Source organism: Bifidobacterium vespertilionis (assembly GCF_008698145.1).
GTDB classification, from domain to species: Bacteria; Actinomycetota; Actinomycetes; order Actinomycetales; family Bifidobacteriaceae; genus Bifidobacterium; species Bifidobacterium vespertilionis.
In genome coordinates this window covers 41,485-57,939 of sequence record NZ_RZNZ01000007.1, presented here as the reverse complement: position 1 = coordinate 57,939, position 16,455 = coordinate 41,485, and the positions used below count along the sequence as shown (strand labels likewise).

Sequence of the window (16,455 nt, the reverse complement as noted above, 5' to 3'; positions counted from 1 at the left end):
AACATGCGGGGTAGATACCCGCGTTTACAGTGGTAACTGTTGAAACGCTCCAATCGACGATGATAAAGGGGGTAGGAACGTGACTGCATCAATCGGAACCGTATCGTTACGAAACAGCGCCGCAATGCCGGTATTGGGGATGGGCACCTGGCATATGGCGGAAAATCCGGCACTTCGGGACAGCGAGATCGCGGCGATCCGCGAGGGGCTGGACCTGGGACTCACGCTGATCGACACCGCCGAACTGTACGCGGACGGCGCCACGGAGACGCTGGTGGGCGAGGCGATCCGCGGTGTGGACCGCGACGGGCTGTTTATCGTGAGCAAGGTGATGCCGTCGCACGCTGGCCGCTCCCATATGCGCAAAAGCTGCGAGGCGTCGCTCAAGCGACTGGGCGTGGATCATCTGGATCTGTACCTGCTGCACTGGCCCGGATCGGTGCCGCTGGCCGAGACCGTCGCGTGCATGGAATCCCTGCGCGCCGACGGGCTGATCCGCCAGTGGGGCGTGTCCAACTTCGATGTGGACGACATGGAACAGCTGTGGCGCGTGCCCGGCGGCGATGCCTGCGTGGCCAACCAGGTGCTCTACCACTTGGAGTCGCGCGGTGCGGAGCTGGCGCTCAAGCCTTGGATGGACGCGCACAATGTGGCGATGATGGCGTACTGTCCGCTCGCGCAGGGCGGCCGGCTCGCATACGGGCTCATGAATGATGGCACGCTTGGCGAGATCGCGCGCCGGCACCACGCCACGCCCGCGCAGATCCTGCTCGCATGGGTGATGCGCGACAGTCGGACCGTGGCGATTCCCAAGGCCGGCACCCCGGAGCACATGCGGCTCAACGTGGAGGCCGCGGGGATCGAACTTACGCCGTCCGATCTCGCCGCGCTGGACCGCCGGTTCCCCGCGCCCAGTGTGAAACCGCCGCTCGACTGGCTGTGATCGCGGGACTGTGATCGTGGGCTGTGATCTCGGGACTGTATCGCACAGTCCCACCCGGCCGCTTGCGATCGGGACGCGCGCCCTACAGCACCTTCATGACCACGGCGCCGATGCCGAACACGAACAGCACAAAGCCGCAGATGCGCGCGAACAGCAGCGTTCCGCGGCTCGGGTCCGAATAGGTGCCGGTGATTTTGCACGCGATGCGCCACACCCAGTCCGCCGAAAACAGCAGCGCCGCGCCCCACAGGGCCAGCACCACGCACAGCACGATCATGCCGATGTCCGAACCGCTCATTGTCCTACCTCGATTGCGTTTGACGATGATTTAACCCTAGCCTATGCCTGCTCGGCCCGCTCGATGTACACGACCGCGGTCTCGCCGTAGTCTCGCGACTGGGTGATCTCCCAGCCCTCCGGCGCGGTCAGCGGCTCGGAGCGGGTCGATCGCTCGAACATGATGATCGCGTTCGGTGCGGCCACGCCCTGCGTCACGATCGAGGTCAGTAGATCGTTGCACGCCGACGTCTCCACTGCGTACGGCGGGTCGATGAAGATCAGATCGAACCCCTCGCCGGCGAACCCCGCGGCGAACGATTCCGCCTTGGTCCGCAGCACCCGCGCGCCCATATCCGGCCGCCATGCGCGGGAGGATTTCAGCGCGGCGAAGGTCTTGCCCAGCAGCGCGGCCGCCGGTCCCGCCGATTCCACCGCCACCAGCTCGCGCGCTCCCCGGGACAGCGCCTCGATGCCCAGCGCCCCGGTGCCCGCGTACAGGTCGAGCACGCGCGCGTCTCCGATCACGCCCCACGAGTCGAGGTGCGAGAAGATCGCCTCCTTGGTGCGGTCGGTTGTGGGCCGCGTGCCGGTTTTGGCGGCCGGCAGCTGCAATCCTTTGAATTGTCCTGAAATCACGCGCATGGATACCACTCTAGCGTGCGGTGGGGGCGGTGCTCTCTTTCGTCATCCTGAGCGTAGTCGAAGGATCCTTAATTACGTGCACAAGATCAGTGCGAAATGACAAAGGATCCTTCGACTCCGCTGCGCTGCGCTCAGGATGACGGAGGGGGACCTTTTACGTCATCCTGAGCGGAGCCCGCTAGGGCGTAGTCGAAGAATCCTTCGCCATTTCACACCAAGTCGCATCACGTCGAGGTGAGGAATTCCCCGTTGCCGCGTGTGAAGTCGAGCACCGCCCCGGCCAGCTGCGGCTCGTGCGCCAGCTCCGGATCGGCCTCCAGCACGCGCTTGGCATCGGCGCGCGCCCGCTCGATCAGCTTCGCGTCCTTGATCACGCGCAGCAACTTCAGACTCGACTTGCCGCCCGACTGCGCGTCGCCCAGCACATCGCCGGCCCCGCGCAACTCCAGATCGGCCTGCGCGATTTCGGCACCATCGAGCGTGCCCTGGATCACCGCGAGCCGCTGCGCTGCAATCGAATCGGGCTCGGCGCGCGAGATCAGGAACGCCCATGAGTTCGTGCCGCCGCGGCCCACGCGCCCGCGCAGCTGGTGCAGCTGTGACAGTCCGAACCGATCGGCGTCGAAGATCACGATGCAGCTGGCTTGCGGCACGTCCACTCCCACCTCGATCACCGTGGTCGCCACCAGTATCGGCGTCGTGCCGTCCGCGAACTCGGCCATCACGCGGGTCTTGGTCTCATCGTCGTCGCGCCCGGTCAGCGTGGCCAGCGTGAGCCCGCGGAACTGGGGGAGCGCGGCCAGACGATCGGCGATCTCCGTCACCGAATGCAGCGGCGGCTTGGGCGTCGATTCGTCGCCATCGGGCTCGTCGAACATGTCGATCGCATCGTAGCCCCGATCCTCCAAGCCCCGGCCCGGGCCATGCCCGCCCGCCGAACCGGAACCGCCCTCCGCGGCCGGATCATCATCGGCGTCAATGCGCGCGCAGACGATGTACGCGCGTTCCCCGGCGTCCACGCGCGACCGGATGTGCGCGAACATGCGACCCATCGTGCCGGCGTCCGCCTCGGGCACCACGATCGTGCGGATCGGCTTGCGGCCGCCGGGCAGCTCGGTGAGCCACGAGAGGTCCAGATCGCCGAACCATGTCATCGCGGCCGTGCGGGGGATGGGCGTGGCGGTCATGACCAGCAGGTGCGGGGCCACATCGTAGCGATGGCGCAGGGTTTCGCGCTGTTCCACGCCGAACCGGTGCTGCTCGTCGATCACCACGAGCGCGAGGTCGGGCGCCTGGAATGTCTTGGAAAACGCGGCATGCGTGGCCACCACGATGCACGGGGTCCCGGACGCGATGGTGGCGAGGGCCCGGCGGCGGGCAGCGAGCTTCATGCCGCCGGTCAGCAGGACTACGGGAATCTCGCCAGCGGGGATTTCGCCGGTCGTGGCGGCGGGCTCAGCGCCTCCGGAATCAGGGCCAGCCCCTGCCCCGATCTTCGCGACCATCTTCCCGATCGTCTCCGCGTGCTGCTCGGCCAGCACCTGCGTGGGCGCGACCAGCACGGCCTGATGTCCGGCCCCGGCGGCCTGCAGCATCGCGGCCACGGCCACCACGGTCTTGCCCGATCCCACTTCGCCCTGCAGCAGGCGCTGCATCGGCCAATCGCGCTGCATGTCCGCGGTCACGTCGTCGATCACCGCGCGCTGCCCGCCGGTCAACTCGAATGGCAGCGACCCGATGAACCGCTCCACCAGCGGCCCGCCCGCCGCGCAGTTGTGCGCCTTGATCTGATGCGTGCTGTGGCGGGTGCGGACCAGCGCGGTCTGGCTGACGAACGCCTCCTCGTAGCGCAGCGTGTCGATGGCTCGGCGGAAGTCGTCGGTGGTGTCCGGATCGTGCACCGCGCGGAAGGCCTCCGCCCGATGCAGGTATCCGCCCGCCGCTCGCACCGACTCGGGCAGAATGTCCGGGATCGCATGATCGTCCAGCGCATCCAGGAAGCCCATGATCGACTCGTGGATGTGCTCCGATGAAATCCGGCTCGTGGCGTGGTATACCGGGCGAGGGCGGCACACGCGGCGCAGGGCCTGTTCCTCGGAATCGGCGTCGAATTTGAGCGACGACGGTTGCACGGGCGGCAGCGGTTCGGGGCTCGGCTGCCACGGATCGGGCTGCCACGGATCCGGCTCGGTGCCAGGCAGTCCGGGGCCCGGCTGCGGGGCGGGAACCGGCGCGATCGTCAGGATCTCCGGATGCGTGAACTGCAGCTGCCCGTTGAACTCGCTGGGCACGCCGGCGATCACCACGCGCGCGCCCTGACGCAGTCGCATGCTCACCCAATCGACGTACTGCTTCTTGTACGAGAAGAACACCAGCTGCGCGGCGGTCCCGCTGTCGTCCGCCACCACAGCCTGCAGCCTGAAGCCCCTCCGCGCGTTCATCGGCACCACCCTGAGCGCCTGCACGGTGGCCGCGAACGCGATCGGCATGCCGATCCTCGCCTCGCGGATGGGCCGCGCGGGCACCGGATCGGTCACGCGGAACGGGTAATACGTGAGCGCGTCACGCACCGTGACCACTCCCAACGACTTGAGTGCGCCCACACGCCGCTTGTTCGTCGTCAGCGACGACACGGCGGTATCCAGCGAAACACTCATGCCCCTCATCCTACCCCGTGCCCGCGTTTTCTCCGGGCGGTCCGGGTTCACTCCATTTTGCCGGTCATTTTGCCGGTCATTTTGCTGGTCATCTTGCCGGCCAGCAACCGCTCGTTGAGAATCACCGGCGCATCCTCGACGGCGGGCGCCAAGGCGTCAAGTTGCTCGGACAGCCGCGACTCATCCACCACCGGCAGTTCGAGCAATGATCGCGCGGCGGCGTGCAGATAGTCGTTCAGCGCCTCGATTCGCCCGTCTTCCAGCGGATACGTCCGGTCGTTCTCCAGCGCGATGCCGAGCGCCTTGCGCAACATGTCATGCTGTTCGGCGCCCATGATCACAGCGCACTGATCACGGAACGTCATGCGCGCGTTCGACGGCTGGCGTTCGTCAAGCACGTTCGGCGTCCATGCTCCGGATGCCCAATCGGAGCGCATATCGTTCTTGAACAGTGCCATGTTGTGGTCGAACAGCGGGGCCGGGCCGAGTATCCGGCCGGTGTGATTGTCCCGCAGGAATCCGTGGTTGTTGGCGTGACGATCCTGATTGACGATGAGCGCGTCGAACACGAGCATCGTGCGCATCGCCTCGAACGCCTCGCCTGACACCGCGCGTGCCGCCGCCAGGATCTCCGGGAACGTCGCCAATTGCGTGGCTGCATAGAATGGCACGAACGACACATCCTCCGTGTTCATGACCGGGCACACCGAAGCGAGCTTGCCCTTCCAGCGAGCCAGGCGGTAGCCAACCGCGCGAACGCCCAGTTTTCGAGCCAGCTGCGAGGCCAGATATTCGGAGTATGGCTCCAATCCGGCATTCGCATGCCCCTCCGAGCCGGCCTTCCAGAGCTCAAGGCCGTGCGCGGAATGACGCCACGCCTTGGGGAACTGGCCGTCGGTCGTCCATTCGCTGGACAGTCCAATGGCGTGCTTCTCGCTCGATGTGTAGCCGGTGTAGGCGACGATGGCGAGCGTTTCATCCAGAGGATTCCCGTACAGGTTGATGTCCGCGAATCTGAGGTCCTCGCCGCTGCGCTCAACCCAGTAGGAATCGTTGACGGACAGGCCCTTGCACAGGTCGATGATGCCGAGTATGTCCGAAACCTTGAGTCCGGCCTGCGCCAGAATCTGCGCGGCGAATTCGCGGTTCTTCGGGATGGTTCGTCGTTCCAGCCACGTCGTGAGCTTCGCGTCGTCGGGGTTGGGCGCCATGGGGAACGGCAGCAGTGCGCGCTTCGATTCGTCGAACCAGCGGACGTGCGCCTCGACTTTGCCGGCGAGCAGCCCCTCTCCGTAGGAGGCGTTGAACTCCAACAGGGGAGTGTCGTAGAGGCGCAGCACATAATCGGTCATTGGTGCCTCCTGAACCATTCGTCCGCGTTGCTGTCCATCTCATTGTATGTACGGAGGTGCCGGGCGGGGGCTTCAATGGGCTGGCAATGGGCTGGTAGTGAGGGAAAATGGGCTGGCAATGGGCTGTGTGGGCAGGTTGCGGCCAGACTACGTCCCATAAATCCGATTTGTGTGGTTGTTTTTCCCGTCCCGGCTGGATAACATCAGTGGGAAATCGGCGGAATTGCTGGGTTTCTGGATTTGTCTTTCCGCCCTATCCAGGGAAATCAACCGCACTAATCGGTTTTATGATCCGGCCGAATCTGTTTTGCGCCGCAAAGTCGCGTAGAATGCGCAAGAACAACGTAGATTGGCGGGATTTGCCGTTCAGACTGATGTCCCTGACGGCAAACGCGACCGTGCACAACCGTGTACATTCGTGTACTTTGGTATATTTTCGTGTATAAGTTATGGCGTGCGAATGGTGCGCGAATAGCGTTCGAATTAAGGAGTTGACGTGGCGGCGAATCCGTTCAAACCCACCGCGGGCAAGATGCCTCCAATCCTCATCGGTCGAGACGGGCTGATCGAGGATTTCGCCGAGGCGCTGGACAACGGTGCCGGCGCGCCTGGCAGGATCATGCTGATCACCGGGCAACGTGGATTCGGCAAAACCGTGCTACTCACCGAATTCCGCCGAATTGCCGCAGCCCGTCACTGGGAGACGATCGCCGAAACCGCGTCCGAAGGACTCGTGGATCGACTGATTGCCGCGCTGTCCCCTTCCGACATCCACATGGATCAGGCCAGTCTGAACCCGTCGATCGGCATTCCGGGCGTTGCCACCGCCAGCTTGGGGCAAGCCCATTTCCAGTCGGCGGTGGAGCCCTTCACCCTTCGCAACGCTTTGCTGAAACGGCTTGAAAGCCGGAAGATCGGGAAGGGGCGAGGCATTGTCATCACCATCGATGAGACGCAGGCCGCTTCCGAGGCTGATCTCGTGTCCATCGCCACTGCCGTTCAGCATGTCACAGCGAGCATCGATGAGACCGATGTGCCGGATGCGGACAAGAAGGGCGTCGCGATCGTTTTCGCCGGTTTGCCTCATATGCTCAACGAACTGGTCAATAACGAAGTGACTACGTTTCTGCGCCGTGCCATGCGGCGTGAACTGGAGAACGCGTTGATTCCCGATGTGAAAAACGCCTTCCTCGAAACGGTTCGTGACTCAGGAAAGACCATTGGCGAGGATGACGCGATGACGGCCGCGCGCGAAACCAATGGCTACCCATATATGGTGCAGCTGGTCGGCTATTACATGTGGCAGTCCGCGCAACGGCGTCGCTCCGATGTCATCGGGCCGGAGGATGTGGAAAACGGCATGAGGGATGCGGTGCTTGCGTTCGGGGATGCGGTGTGTACCCCCGCGCTCGATGGGGTGGATCCCTCCGGGCGTCTTTTTCTGGCATGCATGGCGCAGGATGGTCCCTCACCCTCCCGGACTGCGGACATTGCGGATCGTGCGGGCCGGAGTCGTAGCTGGGTGAACAAGTATCGCAGCATTCTGATCGGAGAGCGTATGATTCGTCCTGCCGGCCGTGGTCTGATCGAGTTTACGGTGCCGCATTTCGGGGATTATCTGCGAAGCAAGGGGAATGCTGTGGACGCGCAGACCGACTACGTCCCGTAAATCCGAGTTGTGCATGCTCGATATCGGCTTTGCCGGGTATAGCCTTCGGAAAATCGGCGGATTTTCATGGTTTCTACCAGCCTGTTATCCGCTTGGTCCCGGGAGGGGCATGCACAACTCGGATTTAGGATCCGGCCGGAATGCGTCCGTACCCGATTTGCGCCGCAAAGTCGCGTAGAACGCGCAAGAACAACGTAGGTTGGTGACAATTCTCCGTGCGACGGCCGCATGTCTGGCTTTTCACAGGCAGAACGACATGTACAGCGGCAGGAACCGTCACTTCCCCGCGACTCGCATCGGGGGCGGCGACACCACGTATTCCATGCCCGTGTATTCCTCGCCCGTGCGACCGCATGATTACACGTTTCTAAGGTTTCAAGACTCCTATCAATTACACGTTTCTAAAGTTATAAATGACCCCCATTTTGCACGTTTCTAAGGTTTGAGCACGTCGCTATGCTGGCAAAGGCGACCGCAAACTCCTGTGGCGCGTAGGCCGATCGCCAACAATGTGGTTGCCGTGGTACTGTCGCCGGCCTGAACTTGAGCTCGTCCTGCTGGCGTGGTTGCTTGCTTATGCTGGCGACAGTTGCCGGCGGGCGATTAGGTGGGTTGCGGCCAGACTACGTCCTATAAATCCGATTTGTGCGGTTGTTTTCCCGTCCCGGCCGGATAGCATCAGCGGGAAATCGGCGGAATTGCTGGGTTTCTGGATTTGTCTATCCACCCTATCCTCGGAAATCAACCGCACTAATCGGATTTAGGATCCGTCCGCACCTGATTCGCGCCGCAAAGTCGCGTAGAACGCGCAAGAACAACGTAGGTTGGCCTTGGCGTCGCCGTGTTCCGTCGTGTTTCGAGCGGCGCTCCCGACTTTTGCTCAGTCACTGAGCAAAAATACTCTGAGCAAAAATACTCAATGACTGAGCAATTTTCCGGAAAGCAGGTTCTGTCGTTAAGTATGTCATTGGTCAAGAGCGGGCGGATTCGTCGGCTCAACGGACTTGATGCGTTCTGCGCCGAGTATCCCGGCACCGCCACTATGGTCATCGGATCGCATGAAACGCCGTTGGAGGATTTCCTGCTGGGCAATGTCCCGCTGTTTGCCTGACGGCGGGATGGCCAAAGTCGCTTGATTGGCTCGCCGAGTGTACGACCCCATGTTTCCAGCGGACTTTTACTGCGTCACAATGGGTTGGTGATGGTATACGCTGGTTGCAAGGATCTGGAAAGGTAGCGCGCTATGACAAGTATGGAGAGTCTTCCGGCGTACGCGGAGGCTGAGGCTGCGGCACGTCGTAATGGGTTGCATGTCACGGATCTGATTAATGCGTATTTGGCTGGATTCGCCGCGGGGAGCGCGGCGACACAGCTTGGTGGTGTGCCCGTGGATGCAGCTGGCTACCCGGTGTTTGAACTCGATGTCGACAAATTTGACGTCGTTCGGCCCAAAGTAGATGAAGCCACTGGCGAGCATGTGTGGCCGAAGGATTTTTTGGATGACTGATGAGCATTTTTCGAACCTCGGCTGTTTGAGATTTGGCTCGTGCGGTTCCGGTTCGAAGAGAATCCTAAGAAATACACCGTGTGTCCTGCGCTGGTGATTCAGGAACGTGGCGGCAAGGCTTTTGCATTGATGCTGAGAGTTACTAAAGACGTTAAGCGTCAAGCCGAATATGATGTGATATTGGATGACTGGCATGAGGCTGGTCTGCGTCTGCCCAGCGCAGTGCGATGCGACAAGATGATGGCTGTTGATGAATCGGACGTCGATTGGGAAGAACCGAAATGGGGTCGTTTGACTCCGCATGATGCCATGCGGGTTGTTGAAATGCTTCATCATATGCATAATGATGGCGTGGTGGTTAAGCCATTCTGATTAAGTGTGGCTCTATTTATTCGCCGCATGGGCGGTCCCAAGTCCCGCTGAGTTCCTACTTCCTCTTCCGAGGGCGGATATGAGGCTCCATGAACACCTACTTGACCTTCCGAGGGCAGAGTCCATACCATATTCATCGATTCAGGCGCCTAATTATGGCCATTTTGAGGCGCTCAAGCCCGTTTTCGGCTCCGCGAAGTGCCCTCGGAAGGGCAAGTAGCTTCCGGCGCAGCCCAAAATCCGCCCTCGGAAGGGTAATTCGTTTGCCGTCCGCACGCGAAATGCTGCCCGCGAAATGCCGCCCGCGAAATGCTGCAACCAATGGACACTTTGCCAAAGTATCTGAAGTTATCTGGAACTATCTGAAGATATCCAAATGTATTTACCTGTATTGTCACCTGATGCTTTGCGCACGCTGGATCAGGGTTTGTCCCGATGGCCCGGTGCGCACCGCCGACGTGGCCAAACGGTTCCGTAGCAAAGGTGCCGCCTCCAGCGCCCGCACTTCCCTGATCGAGGAAGGCCTGATTTACCCGGCCGGCTATGGTCAGGTCGCCTTCTCGGTCCCGCGCATGGGCGAGTTCGCCCGCCGTGCTCTTCCTGCGGTCGAGCAGCCATATGATGGGCGGCGGTGATGCGGAAGTGGCTCTGATGCTTGGTGCATTCCGGATAGAACCGGATTATGAACTCCAAGCAGCCGTGTACCATGTGTATCGTAAGTCAAATATGGGGCTGTGCAGCCCATATTGTGCGTTGTGATGGTTTATCCTTTCGCGAGGGGGTGTGGCGATGGCGTCCATTATGGTTCATCCGGCCACGCTCCGGTGGGCTGTTAGTCAGAGTGGTGCGGATCCGGCGGCCGTGGCTCGCAAAGAAGGCCTGTCCGATTTCCCGCAATGGCTGAACGCGGTTGATCCATTCAGTTTGTCTTTTTCCAAATTGACCGCGCTTGGCTCTGCGCTGCAAATGCCATTCGGCGCGCTGGTGCGTTCCGTGGTCCCGGAAGCCCACGAAGATGAATTGATTCGGTATCGCACGATCGACAATCATGCCGTTGATGCAAGCCGAAATCTCAAGGACACGATTGCGATCATGCGGAACCGTCAGAATTGGGCGCATGACGAGATGCTCGCACAGGGATTTGGCAATAACCTGTTGGTTGGCAGCGTCTCCTCCCGGGCGACTGCCGATGAAATGGCGTTGCGCTTGCGCGAGGGGCTGTCTCTGGATGCTGGATGGTGCCGGCATAAGCGCAATGCTGAACGATTTCGTTTCCTTAGAGAAAAGGCATCTGATGCTGGTCTGATGGTGATGGTTGATTCCAAAGCGGGTACGTCCAATGCCCGTCGGCTGGATGTGCGAGAATTTCGTGCCTTCGTGCTGTTGGATGATGTCGCGCCGCTGATCTTCATTAACCGTAATGATTCCTATGCGGCTATGCTGTTTTCCTTGTTGCATGAGATCGGTCATGTGCTGCTTGGAACCAACGAAGTTTACAACGATCTTTTTCTCACTGCTGATGACGGTGAGATCGAACGTCGGATCAATCAAGCCGTCGTTTTATCGGTCGTGGATGATGATGCCGAGTTTCGGGAGTATTGGGAAAAGATAGCAACGGGCGGTGCTTCCGTATGCGAGATTGCCAATGACTGCGCGAAGCGATATGGTCTCAGTGCTCTGGCATTGACGATTCATGCGCACAGGCTCGGGATAGTTGGTGACAAGGCCGTAAACTTGGTGCGCGCTGCAAGCGATGTGCGTGTAATAGGGGCTAAGGCCGGTTCCGGAGGCGATCAAAACCTGACGAACGCGTCTCACTTGGACACGAGGTTTGTGCGCATGATCCGTGATGGAGTCGATCGGGGAAGCTTGCCTTATTCCGACGGACTGACATTGCTGGGAGTAAAGTCCATGCATGCCTATGACGGGTTGCTGAAAGCGAAAGGCTTGGATCAATGAGTGAAGAGGTGTTCCTGCCCGACTCGGATATTTTCATCAACTCCTGTCGTGTCCATCATCCATTTGCTTACAAGGAGTTCCACCCGTTCTGGAGATGGTTGGAACGCATGGCGTTGAACGGCAAGATTCGGATTCTTGACACTGTGTTTAGAGAAATAACGCAGAAAGACAGCAAAGGTAATCGTGACGAGTTGGCCCTATGGGCGTTGAATTTGTTCGAGGACAGGCAGTTTTCCCATAAAACCGATGAAGTAGGCGCGGCTTATGCGCGGATTCAGGATTATCTGGTCACATGTGGGCTTTATCGTGAAGATTCGTATCGCCAGTGGTTGCCGGAATCCAAAGCTGACCCTTGGCTCATTGCGGCCGCAATGGTTGATGGGGCAACGATTGTCACCAATGAGAAGGCTGTACAGCCTGTTCGTAGTAACCCATTGAAGAAGGAGCCCAAGATTCCTGATGTGGCTGCCGCAATGGGGGTGCGGACGATGAATTTGCGCGAATTCTACGATGCCAGCGGTGAGCTTATTTCTCTGCCATATCCTGTTCAGCCAACATTCTGATGTGCGCATAGACCCGCGAAACGCCAGGCCCTCACCTGCTCTTCTTACCGTCCACACCCTCCGCGCCCAGCCGCAGGGGAATGGTGTCGCCCGGGATTTCGTAGCGGCGGAGTTGGGCGACGAGGTCGGGGCGTGCGAGCGGCCAGATGATGTCGAGCGGCGCGTTGTTGGCTTCGGGCTCGTCGAAGGAGACGGCGTAGTGCAGTTCCGTGACCAGCAGCGGTTCCTCTTCGGCCGGCATGTCCTCCGTCCGCAGTTCCATGCGGATCATGAACTCGTTCGGCCATGGCTTGCCCTCGGTTACGCTGAGACCAAACGAGAACTTCAGATTGCGAGGGGCTTTGCCGCTCATCTTCTTGGGGCCGCGAACCAGGTCGAACTGGCTGCTCTCCTTGAAGAGGACGATGCGCGTTACGTTCATTGCATTACCTCCATGTGAGTGGCGGCGGAGACGTTTTCCGGATCTCGCTCATCCTGATTGGAGGAGCTATGGGCGTCGAGGATTGCGGGAGCGGTGATTGAGATGTCCTGCTGGTTCCTCTTCTCGGGAATCAACGTAATCCGCTTCAGTGCCCCTGCGTCGGCTTCGTCTTTCGTTTCCACGGTCAGCCTGTAGTTCGCATGTCCCATGCTCGGACCGTTCTTCTCCCACTCGGTAGCAACCGGAACGTTGTATTCCTTCACTTCCTTATATATGTAGCGTCGCGCGCCCTCCGGCTTGGTCTCGGCGGGTTCGACTGTGTAGTCGATTCTGGCGCCGACCTCCAGCGCATAGTCGGTGAGAAGTGACGTAAGGCTTGTCCTGCCGTTCTCGATCTGGGAGATGTACCCCTGTGTCACGTTCATGGCTTCGGCGAGCTGCGTCTGCGTCATCTTGCGGCGCTTGCGCATGTCCACCAGCTTGCTCAGCAGCTCGTCGGCGTGTTGTACAGGTCGAAAGCCAGCTCCTGGTAATCGTATGCTTGGGCCTCGGTCATGAGATCACCTTCCTGCATGGAGTCTCCCTGCTCGGTCTTGTTTGTTCCAGCATAACATCACATGCGTACAAATGTTCTAGAAAACTTGTTCGATAGAGATCATGCGGGCAGCTCATTCAGGTGAGACGTTTGCGCCTTCGAAGCTCTGCTGCCTAACCACGGAACGCACGATTTTTCTTGAGAATGGCTTGATTTCAAGGCGCAGCCGTGAAAATCCCTCGTTCCGTGGTCGGCGGAGGAAAATCAGCGGAGGAAAATCAGCGGAGGAAAATCAGCGGAGGAAAATCAGCGGAGGAGGATCGGCGGAGAAGATCCGACAGAGCCGAGTCGGCGGAAGGGCCGGCGGAAGGATCTGCGGAAGGGCCGGCGGGCCCGAGCCGATGGCGAGACCGACAGGCCTGAGCCGATGATGAGACCGGCGGTCGAGGAAAGGAGCACTCCTTTGGCCCTAGCCCCGAGGCCAAAACCTCCCACTCCGCGGTGATACTGCCTCTTGCCCCGCCCTCAGCCTAGCCCCCACCAGCCCGAATCTGCCCCGCTCCCTCTCCCGCGCCCGGATTCAATTTGTAAGTGCAACACCCGTCTTTGGATGGTCTTGCCGCAATAGTACCCTGCCGAGCTCGCGGTACCAAACCTCGTTGGGCGTTTCCCACCCGAGGACCTTCAACGGGGTGTCGTTGATCTCCTGGACGATGGCCTGCAGGTCCTCGTACGACAGGTCGTCGAAGCTGGTCCTCTTGGGCAGGTAGCGGCGGATCCTGCCGTTGCGGTTCTCGTTCGTGCCGCGCTGGTACGAGGAGTACGGGTCCGCATAGTAGGCGGGCATGCCGAGCGCCTCGTCCACGAGCAGGTGGCAGGAGGATTCCGTGCCGTTGTCCCAGGTGCGGTCGATGCGCGCGGGCGCGGGGATGCGGCTGTAGATGTCGTATTCGGCGCGCGCGGTCGCCAGCGCGCTCTTGTCGGGGATGAACCGGGCGAACAGCTTGCGGCTCTTGCGTTCGACCTGCGTGTCGATGCACCGTTTCGAGGGGGCCGTGCCGATGACGGTGTCGGACTCGAAATGGCCGAACTCATGCCGCGAGTCGACGCGTTTGGGCCGGTCGGCGATCGGCACGCGCATGGGGATCCTCGGCCCCTTCGACCTGCGGCCCTTGGCGCGCGTGCGGCGCCGCTTGCCGCGCGGCAGGTACTGCCTGAGATCCAGCGTCTGCTGCGGTTTGGCGTAGATCCACTGGTAGAGGCACTCGTGGCCTGCCCGCATGCGCGGGTCGTCCGGGAACTGGACCTTGAGCCGTCCCTCGATCCGCTCCGGCGTCCATCCCTTGCGCAGCGCGTCCATCACCCAGGAGAGCAGCGGGTCGTACGCCATGCGCAGGGGCTTGCGCGACCTGCGGGCGCGTGTCTCGGCCTTGCGCTGCGCGGTCATGGCCGAGTAGAACGGGCGCGCGGTCCATGCGCCCGTCTTCAGGCGTTTCGGCCGGTACGGACGGTAGGAGTCGTTCTCGTTGGACGCGAACCTTGAGGCCGCGTTTGAGCTCGCGGCTGATGGTGGATTTGTCGCGGCCGGTCCTGCGGGCGATCTCGTTGACCCCGAGGCCGTCCCTGTTGCGCAGTTCGTCGATCCGAACGCGTTCCTCGGCCGACAGGTGGGAATACACTTTCTTCATGGGCGCAGCACCTTCCTGGGTTGAACTTGAACACTTCCAACCATAGAGCGGGTGTTGCGCTTCTATTTAGAACCCGGGGCGCCCCCTTAAACGGGGGTATGGGTGCTACACTTAGGGCTAAGCGAAAGTTGCAGGGGGTAAGTGGGGAGTGCCATGAGAGACCGTCGAGCCAGCGTTGGCCGTTGTGCATAGACTCTCGGGACTTGCCGCCCTGCTTCTCAAGCGGTCTGATTTCTGCTGAGACTGCTGAGATTAAGGATCTGGGAAGAATGAAGGATTTGAGTTCGTTGAAGATCGCCGTGGCCGGCACGGGTTACGTTGGTTTGAGCTTGGCCACGCTGCTGTCGCAGCACCATCAGGTGACGGCGGTGGACATCATCCCCGAGAAGGTTGACTTGATCAACGCCCGCAAGTCCCCTATTCAGGACGAGTACATCGAAAAGTACTTCGCGGAGAAGGAGCTGAACCTCACCGCAACGCTGGATGGCGCCAAGGCGTATTCGGATGCCGATTTCGTGATCATCGCCGCGCCGACGAACTACGACAGCAAGAAGAACTTCTTCGACACGTCCGCCGTGGAGGCAGTGATCGATCTGGTCATGAAGAGCAACCCGAACGCGATCATGGTGATCAAGTCCACGATCCCGGTGGGCTACACCAAATCCATCCGCGAGAAGACCGGCTCCAAGAACATCATCTTCAGCCCGGAGTTCCTGCGTGAGTCCAAGGCCCTGTACGACAACTTGTACCCGAGCCGCATCGTGGTCGGTACAGATCCGGACGACGAGCATCTGGTGGAGGCCGCGCACACGTTCGCCGCGCTCCTGCAGGAGGGTGCGATCGAGGAGAACATCAAGACCCTGTTCATGGGCTTCACCGAGGCCGAGGCCGTGAAGCTGTTCGCCAACACCTATCTGGCGCTGCGCGTCTCCTACTTCAATGAGCTGGACACCTACGCGGAGTCCAAGGGGCTGAACAGCCGCGAGATCATCGACGGCGTGTGCCTTGACCCGCGCATCGGCACGCATTACAACAACCCGAGCTTTGGCTACGGTGGCTACTGCCTGCCGAAGGATACCAAGCAGCTTCTGGCGAACTACCAGGACGTTCCGGAGAATCTTATCCAGGCTATCGTTGAGTCCAACACGACCCGCAAGGATTTCATCGCGGACAGCGTTCTCGCCAAGGCCGGCTACTACGGGTACAGCGATAACAACGAGTACAGCGCCTCTGAGGAGAAGCCCATCACCGTGGGCGTCTACCGTCTCACCATGAAGTCCAACTCGGATAACTTCCGCCAGTCCGCCATCCAGGGCGTGATGAAGCGCGTGAAGGCCAAGGGCGCCACCGTGATCATCTACGAGCCCACGCTGGAGAACGGCAGCACGTTCTTCGGCTCCGAAGTGGTCAACGATCTGGACGAGTTCAAGAAGCGCAGCGACGCCATTCTGTCCAACCGCTACGATGCCGTTTTGGATGACGTTCAGAGCAAGGTGTACACGCGCGACCTGTTCCATAGGGACTGAGCCAAACGGGACGGGGATATGCGATGAGCAGCACCTCTGCGAAGATTTGCTTCGCCGCCTCCTCGGGGCGGACATTATGAGCAGCTGATGATGCTCAAGCCGCTGATGCAGCGGTACGACAGCTTCGTTCTGTCGGAGAAGACGCAGTATCAGGCTAAGGGCAAGGGCGAGAAGACCTACTATGTGGGTCAGATCAGCCGCAAGGAGAAGACGGTGCTGCTCAAGCTCGTTGTCAATGCGTTTCATTGCCTTGGCATCTTCATCAAGGAACGGCCCGCGCTGGCTCGATGATTTCTCGCGGCACTCCTCACTTTTTCGCTTGTCTCACCAGCGTAGCACCCG

Annotated in this window: 16 protein-coding genes and 1 pseudogene; 10 read left to right on the top strand and 7 right to left on the bottom strand. The window is 60.6% G+C overall.

All coding sequences use genetic code 11. The features are described 5' to 3' along the window. Positions 1-124: 124 nt before the first annotated feature. Positions 125-943: an aldo/keto reductase gene (locus EMO90_RS06225; RefSeq protein ID WP_150355070.1), complete on the top strand. Its 819-nt coding sequence runs from the start codon at positions 125-127 to the stop codon at positions 941-943. An 82-nt stretch (positions 944-1,025) separates the two neighbouring features. On the opposite strand, the gene EMO90_RS06220 is transcribed toward EMO90_RS06225, so the two are convergent. The 4 genes from EMO90_RS06220 to EMO90_RS06205 form a co-directional block, all read right to left on the bottom strand. After that, positions 1,026-1,241 (bottom strand): hypothetical protein, encoded by a 216-nt coding sequence (locus EMO90_RS06220; RefSeq protein WP_150355069.1) that lies wholly within the window; start codon positions 1,239-1,241, stop codon positions 1,026-1,028. Between the two features lie 41 nt (positions 1,242-1,282). Continuing rightward, positions 1,283-1,873, bottom strand: a complete 591-nt coding sequence (gene rsmD, locus EMO90_RS06215; RefSeq protein WP_263390671.1) for a 16S rRNA (guanine(966)-N(2))-methyltransferase RsmD — start codon at positions 1,871-1,873, stop codon at positions 1,283-1,285. A 215-nt stretch (positions 1,874-2,088) separates the two neighbouring features. After that, positions 2,089-4,521 carry an ATP-dependent DNA helicase RecG gene (locus tag EMO90_RS06210; protein WP_150355067.1) on the bottom strand — a complete coding sequence of 811 codons (2,433 nt, stop codon included), beginning with the start codon at positions 4,519-4,521 and terminating at the stop codon, positions 2,089-2,091. A gap of 47 nt (positions 4,522-4,568) precedes the next feature. Further along, the gene (locus EMO90_RS06205; RefSeq protein WP_150355066.1) at positions 4,569-5,873 is read right to left on the bottom strand and encodes a HipA family kinase; all 1,305 of its coding nucleotides are present in this window, start codon (positions 5,871-5,873) and stop codon (positions 4,569-4,571) included. A 496-nt stretch (positions 5,874-6,369) separates the two neighbouring features. Here EMO90_RS06205 and EMO90_RS06200 point away from each other — a divergent pair, with 496 nt between their 5' ends. The 7 genes from EMO90_RS06200 (at position 6,370) to EMO90_RS06170 (ending at position 11,943) form a co-directional block, all read left to right on the top strand. After that, positions 6,370-7,542, top strand: a complete 1,173-nt coding sequence (locus tag EMO90_RS06200) for an ATP-binding protein (RefSeq protein ID WP_150355065.1) — start codon at positions 6,370-6,372, stop codon at positions 7,540-7,542. A gap of 919 nt (positions 7,543-8,461) precedes the next feature. Then, entirely contained in the window at positions 8,462-8,653 is a 192-nt protein-coding gene (locus EMO90_RS06195) for a hypothetical protein (RefSeq protein WP_150355064.1), read from the top strand. A gap of 132 nt (positions 8,654-8,785) precedes the next feature. Next, positions 8,786-9,049, top strand: a complete 264-nt coding sequence (locus EMO90_RS06190; RefSeq protein WP_150355063.1) for a hypothetical protein — start codon at positions 8,786-8,788, stop codon at positions 9,047-9,049. Between the two features lie 21 nt (positions 9,050-9,070). Beyond that, positions 9,071-9,421 (top strand): type II toxin-antitoxin system PemK/MazF family toxin, encoded by a 351-nt coding sequence (locus EMO90_RS06185; RefSeq protein ID WP_150355062.1) that lies wholly within the window; start codon positions 9,071-9,073, stop codon positions 9,419-9,421. Positions 9,422-9,684: 263 nt separating this feature from the next. Next, positions 9,685-10,056 carry a helix-turn-helix domain-containing protein gene (locus EMO90_RS06180; protein WP_150355061.1) on the top strand — a complete coding sequence of 124 codons (372 nt, stop codon included), beginning with the start codon at positions 9,685-9,687 and terminating at the stop codon, positions 10,054-10,056. A gap of 154 nt (positions 10,057-10,210) precedes the next feature. Next, the gene (locus tag EMO90_RS06175) at positions 10,211-11,380 is read left to right on the top strand and encodes an ImmA/IrrE family metallo-endopeptidase (protein WP_150355060.1); all 1,170 of its coding nucleotides are present in this window, start codon (positions 10,211-10,213) and stop codon (positions 11,378-11,380) included. After that, positions 11,377-11,943, top strand: a complete 567-nt coding sequence (locus EMO90_RS06170) for a DUF4411 family protein (protein ID WP_150355059.1) — start codon at positions 11,377-11,379, stop codon at positions 11,941-11,943. Before EMO90_RS06175 ends, EMO90_RS06170 begins: the two co-directional genes overlap by 4 nt. Before the next feature lie 31 nt (positions 11,944-11,974). Here EMO90_RS06170 and EMO90_RS06165 read toward each other — a convergent pair whose 3' ends face one another. From EMO90_RS06165 to EMO90_RS06155, 3 genes and pseudogenes are all read right to left on the bottom strand, one after another. Continuing rightward, positions 11,975-12,364 (bottom strand): hypothetical protein, encoded by a 390-nt coding sequence (locus EMO90_RS06165; protein WP_150355058.1) that lies wholly within the window; start codon positions 12,362-12,364, stop codon positions 11,975-11,977. Next, positions 12,361-12,834 carry a helix-turn-helix domain-containing protein gene (locus EMO90_RS06160; protein WP_150355057.1) on the bottom strand — a complete coding sequence of 158 codons (474 nt, stop codon included), beginning with the start codon at positions 12,832-12,834 and terminating at the stop codon, positions 12,361-12,363. The genes EMO90_RS06165 and EMO90_RS06160 overlap by 4 nt, the downstream gene beginning before the upstream one ends. A 645-nt stretch (positions 12,835-13,479) precedes the next feature. Continuing rightward, a pseudogene (locus EMO90_RS06155) lies at positions 13,480-14,587 on the bottom strand (IS30 family transposase). A 287-nt stretch (positions 14,588-14,874) separates the two neighbouring features. Here EMO90_RS06155 and EMO90_RS06150 point away from each other — a divergent pair. After that, positions 14,875-16,113: a nucleotide sugar dehydrogenase gene (locus EMO90_RS06150; RefSeq protein WP_190972091.1), complete on the top strand. Its 1,239-nt coding sequence runs from the start codon at positions 14,875-14,877 to the stop codon at positions 16,111-16,113. Between the two features lie 87 nt (positions 16,114-16,200). Further along, positions 16,201-16,404 (top strand): hypothetical protein, encoded by a 204-nt coding sequence (locus tag EMO90_RS06145; RefSeq protein ID WP_150354795.1) that lies wholly within the window; start codon positions 16,201-16,203, stop codon positions 16,402-16,404. Positions 16,405-16,455 lie beyond the last annotated feature (51 nt).

Excerpts from the sequence above, each read along its gene's own strand:
- EMO90_RS06225 (WP_150355070.1), top strand. The coding sequence starts at position 125 with ATGCCGGTATTGGGGATGGGCACCTGGCATATGGCGGAAAATCCGGCA.
- EMO90_RS06220 (WP_150355069.1), bottom strand. The coding sequence starts at position 1,241 with ATGAGCGGTTCGGACATCGGCATGATCGTGCTGTGCGTGGTGCTGGCC.
- EMO90_RS06210 (WP_150355067.1), bottom strand. The coding sequence starts at position 4,521 with ATGAGTGTTTCGCTGGATACCGCCGTGTCGTCGCTGACGACGAACAAG.
- EMO90_RS06205 (WP_150355066.1), bottom strand. The coding sequence starts at position 5,873 with ATGACCGATTATGTGCTGCGCCTCTACGACACTCCCCTGTTGGAGTTC.
- EMO90_RS06195 (WP_150355064.1), top strand. The coding sequence starts at position 8,462 with ATGACTGAGCAATTTTCCGGAAAGCAGGTTCTGTCGTTAAGTATGTCA.
- EMO90_RS06190 (WP_150355063.1), top strand. The coding sequence starts at position 8,786 with ATGACAAGTATGGAGAGTCTTCCGGCGTACGCGGAGGCTGAGGCTGCG.
- EMO90_RS06175 (WP_150355060.1), top strand. The coding sequence starts at position 10,211 with ATGGCGTCCATTATGGTTCATCCGGCCACGCTCCGGTGGGCTGTTAGT.
- EMO90_RS06170 (WP_150355059.1), top strand. The coding sequence starts at position 11,377 with ATGAGTGAAGAGGTGTTCCTGCCCGACTCGGATATTTTCATCAACTCC.
- EMO90_RS06165 (WP_150355058.1), bottom strand. The coding sequence starts at position 12,364 with ATGAACGTAACGCGCATCGTCCTCTTCAAGGAGAGCAGCCAGTTCGAC.
- EMO90_RS06160 (WP_150355057.1), bottom strand. The coding sequence starts at position 12,834 with ATGCGCAAGCGCCGCAAGATGACGCAGACGCAGCTCGCCGAAGCCATG.
- EMO90_RS06145 (WP_150354795.1), top strand. The coding sequence starts at position 16,201 with ATGATGCTCAAGCCGCTGATGCAGCGGTACGACAGCTTCGTTCTGTCG.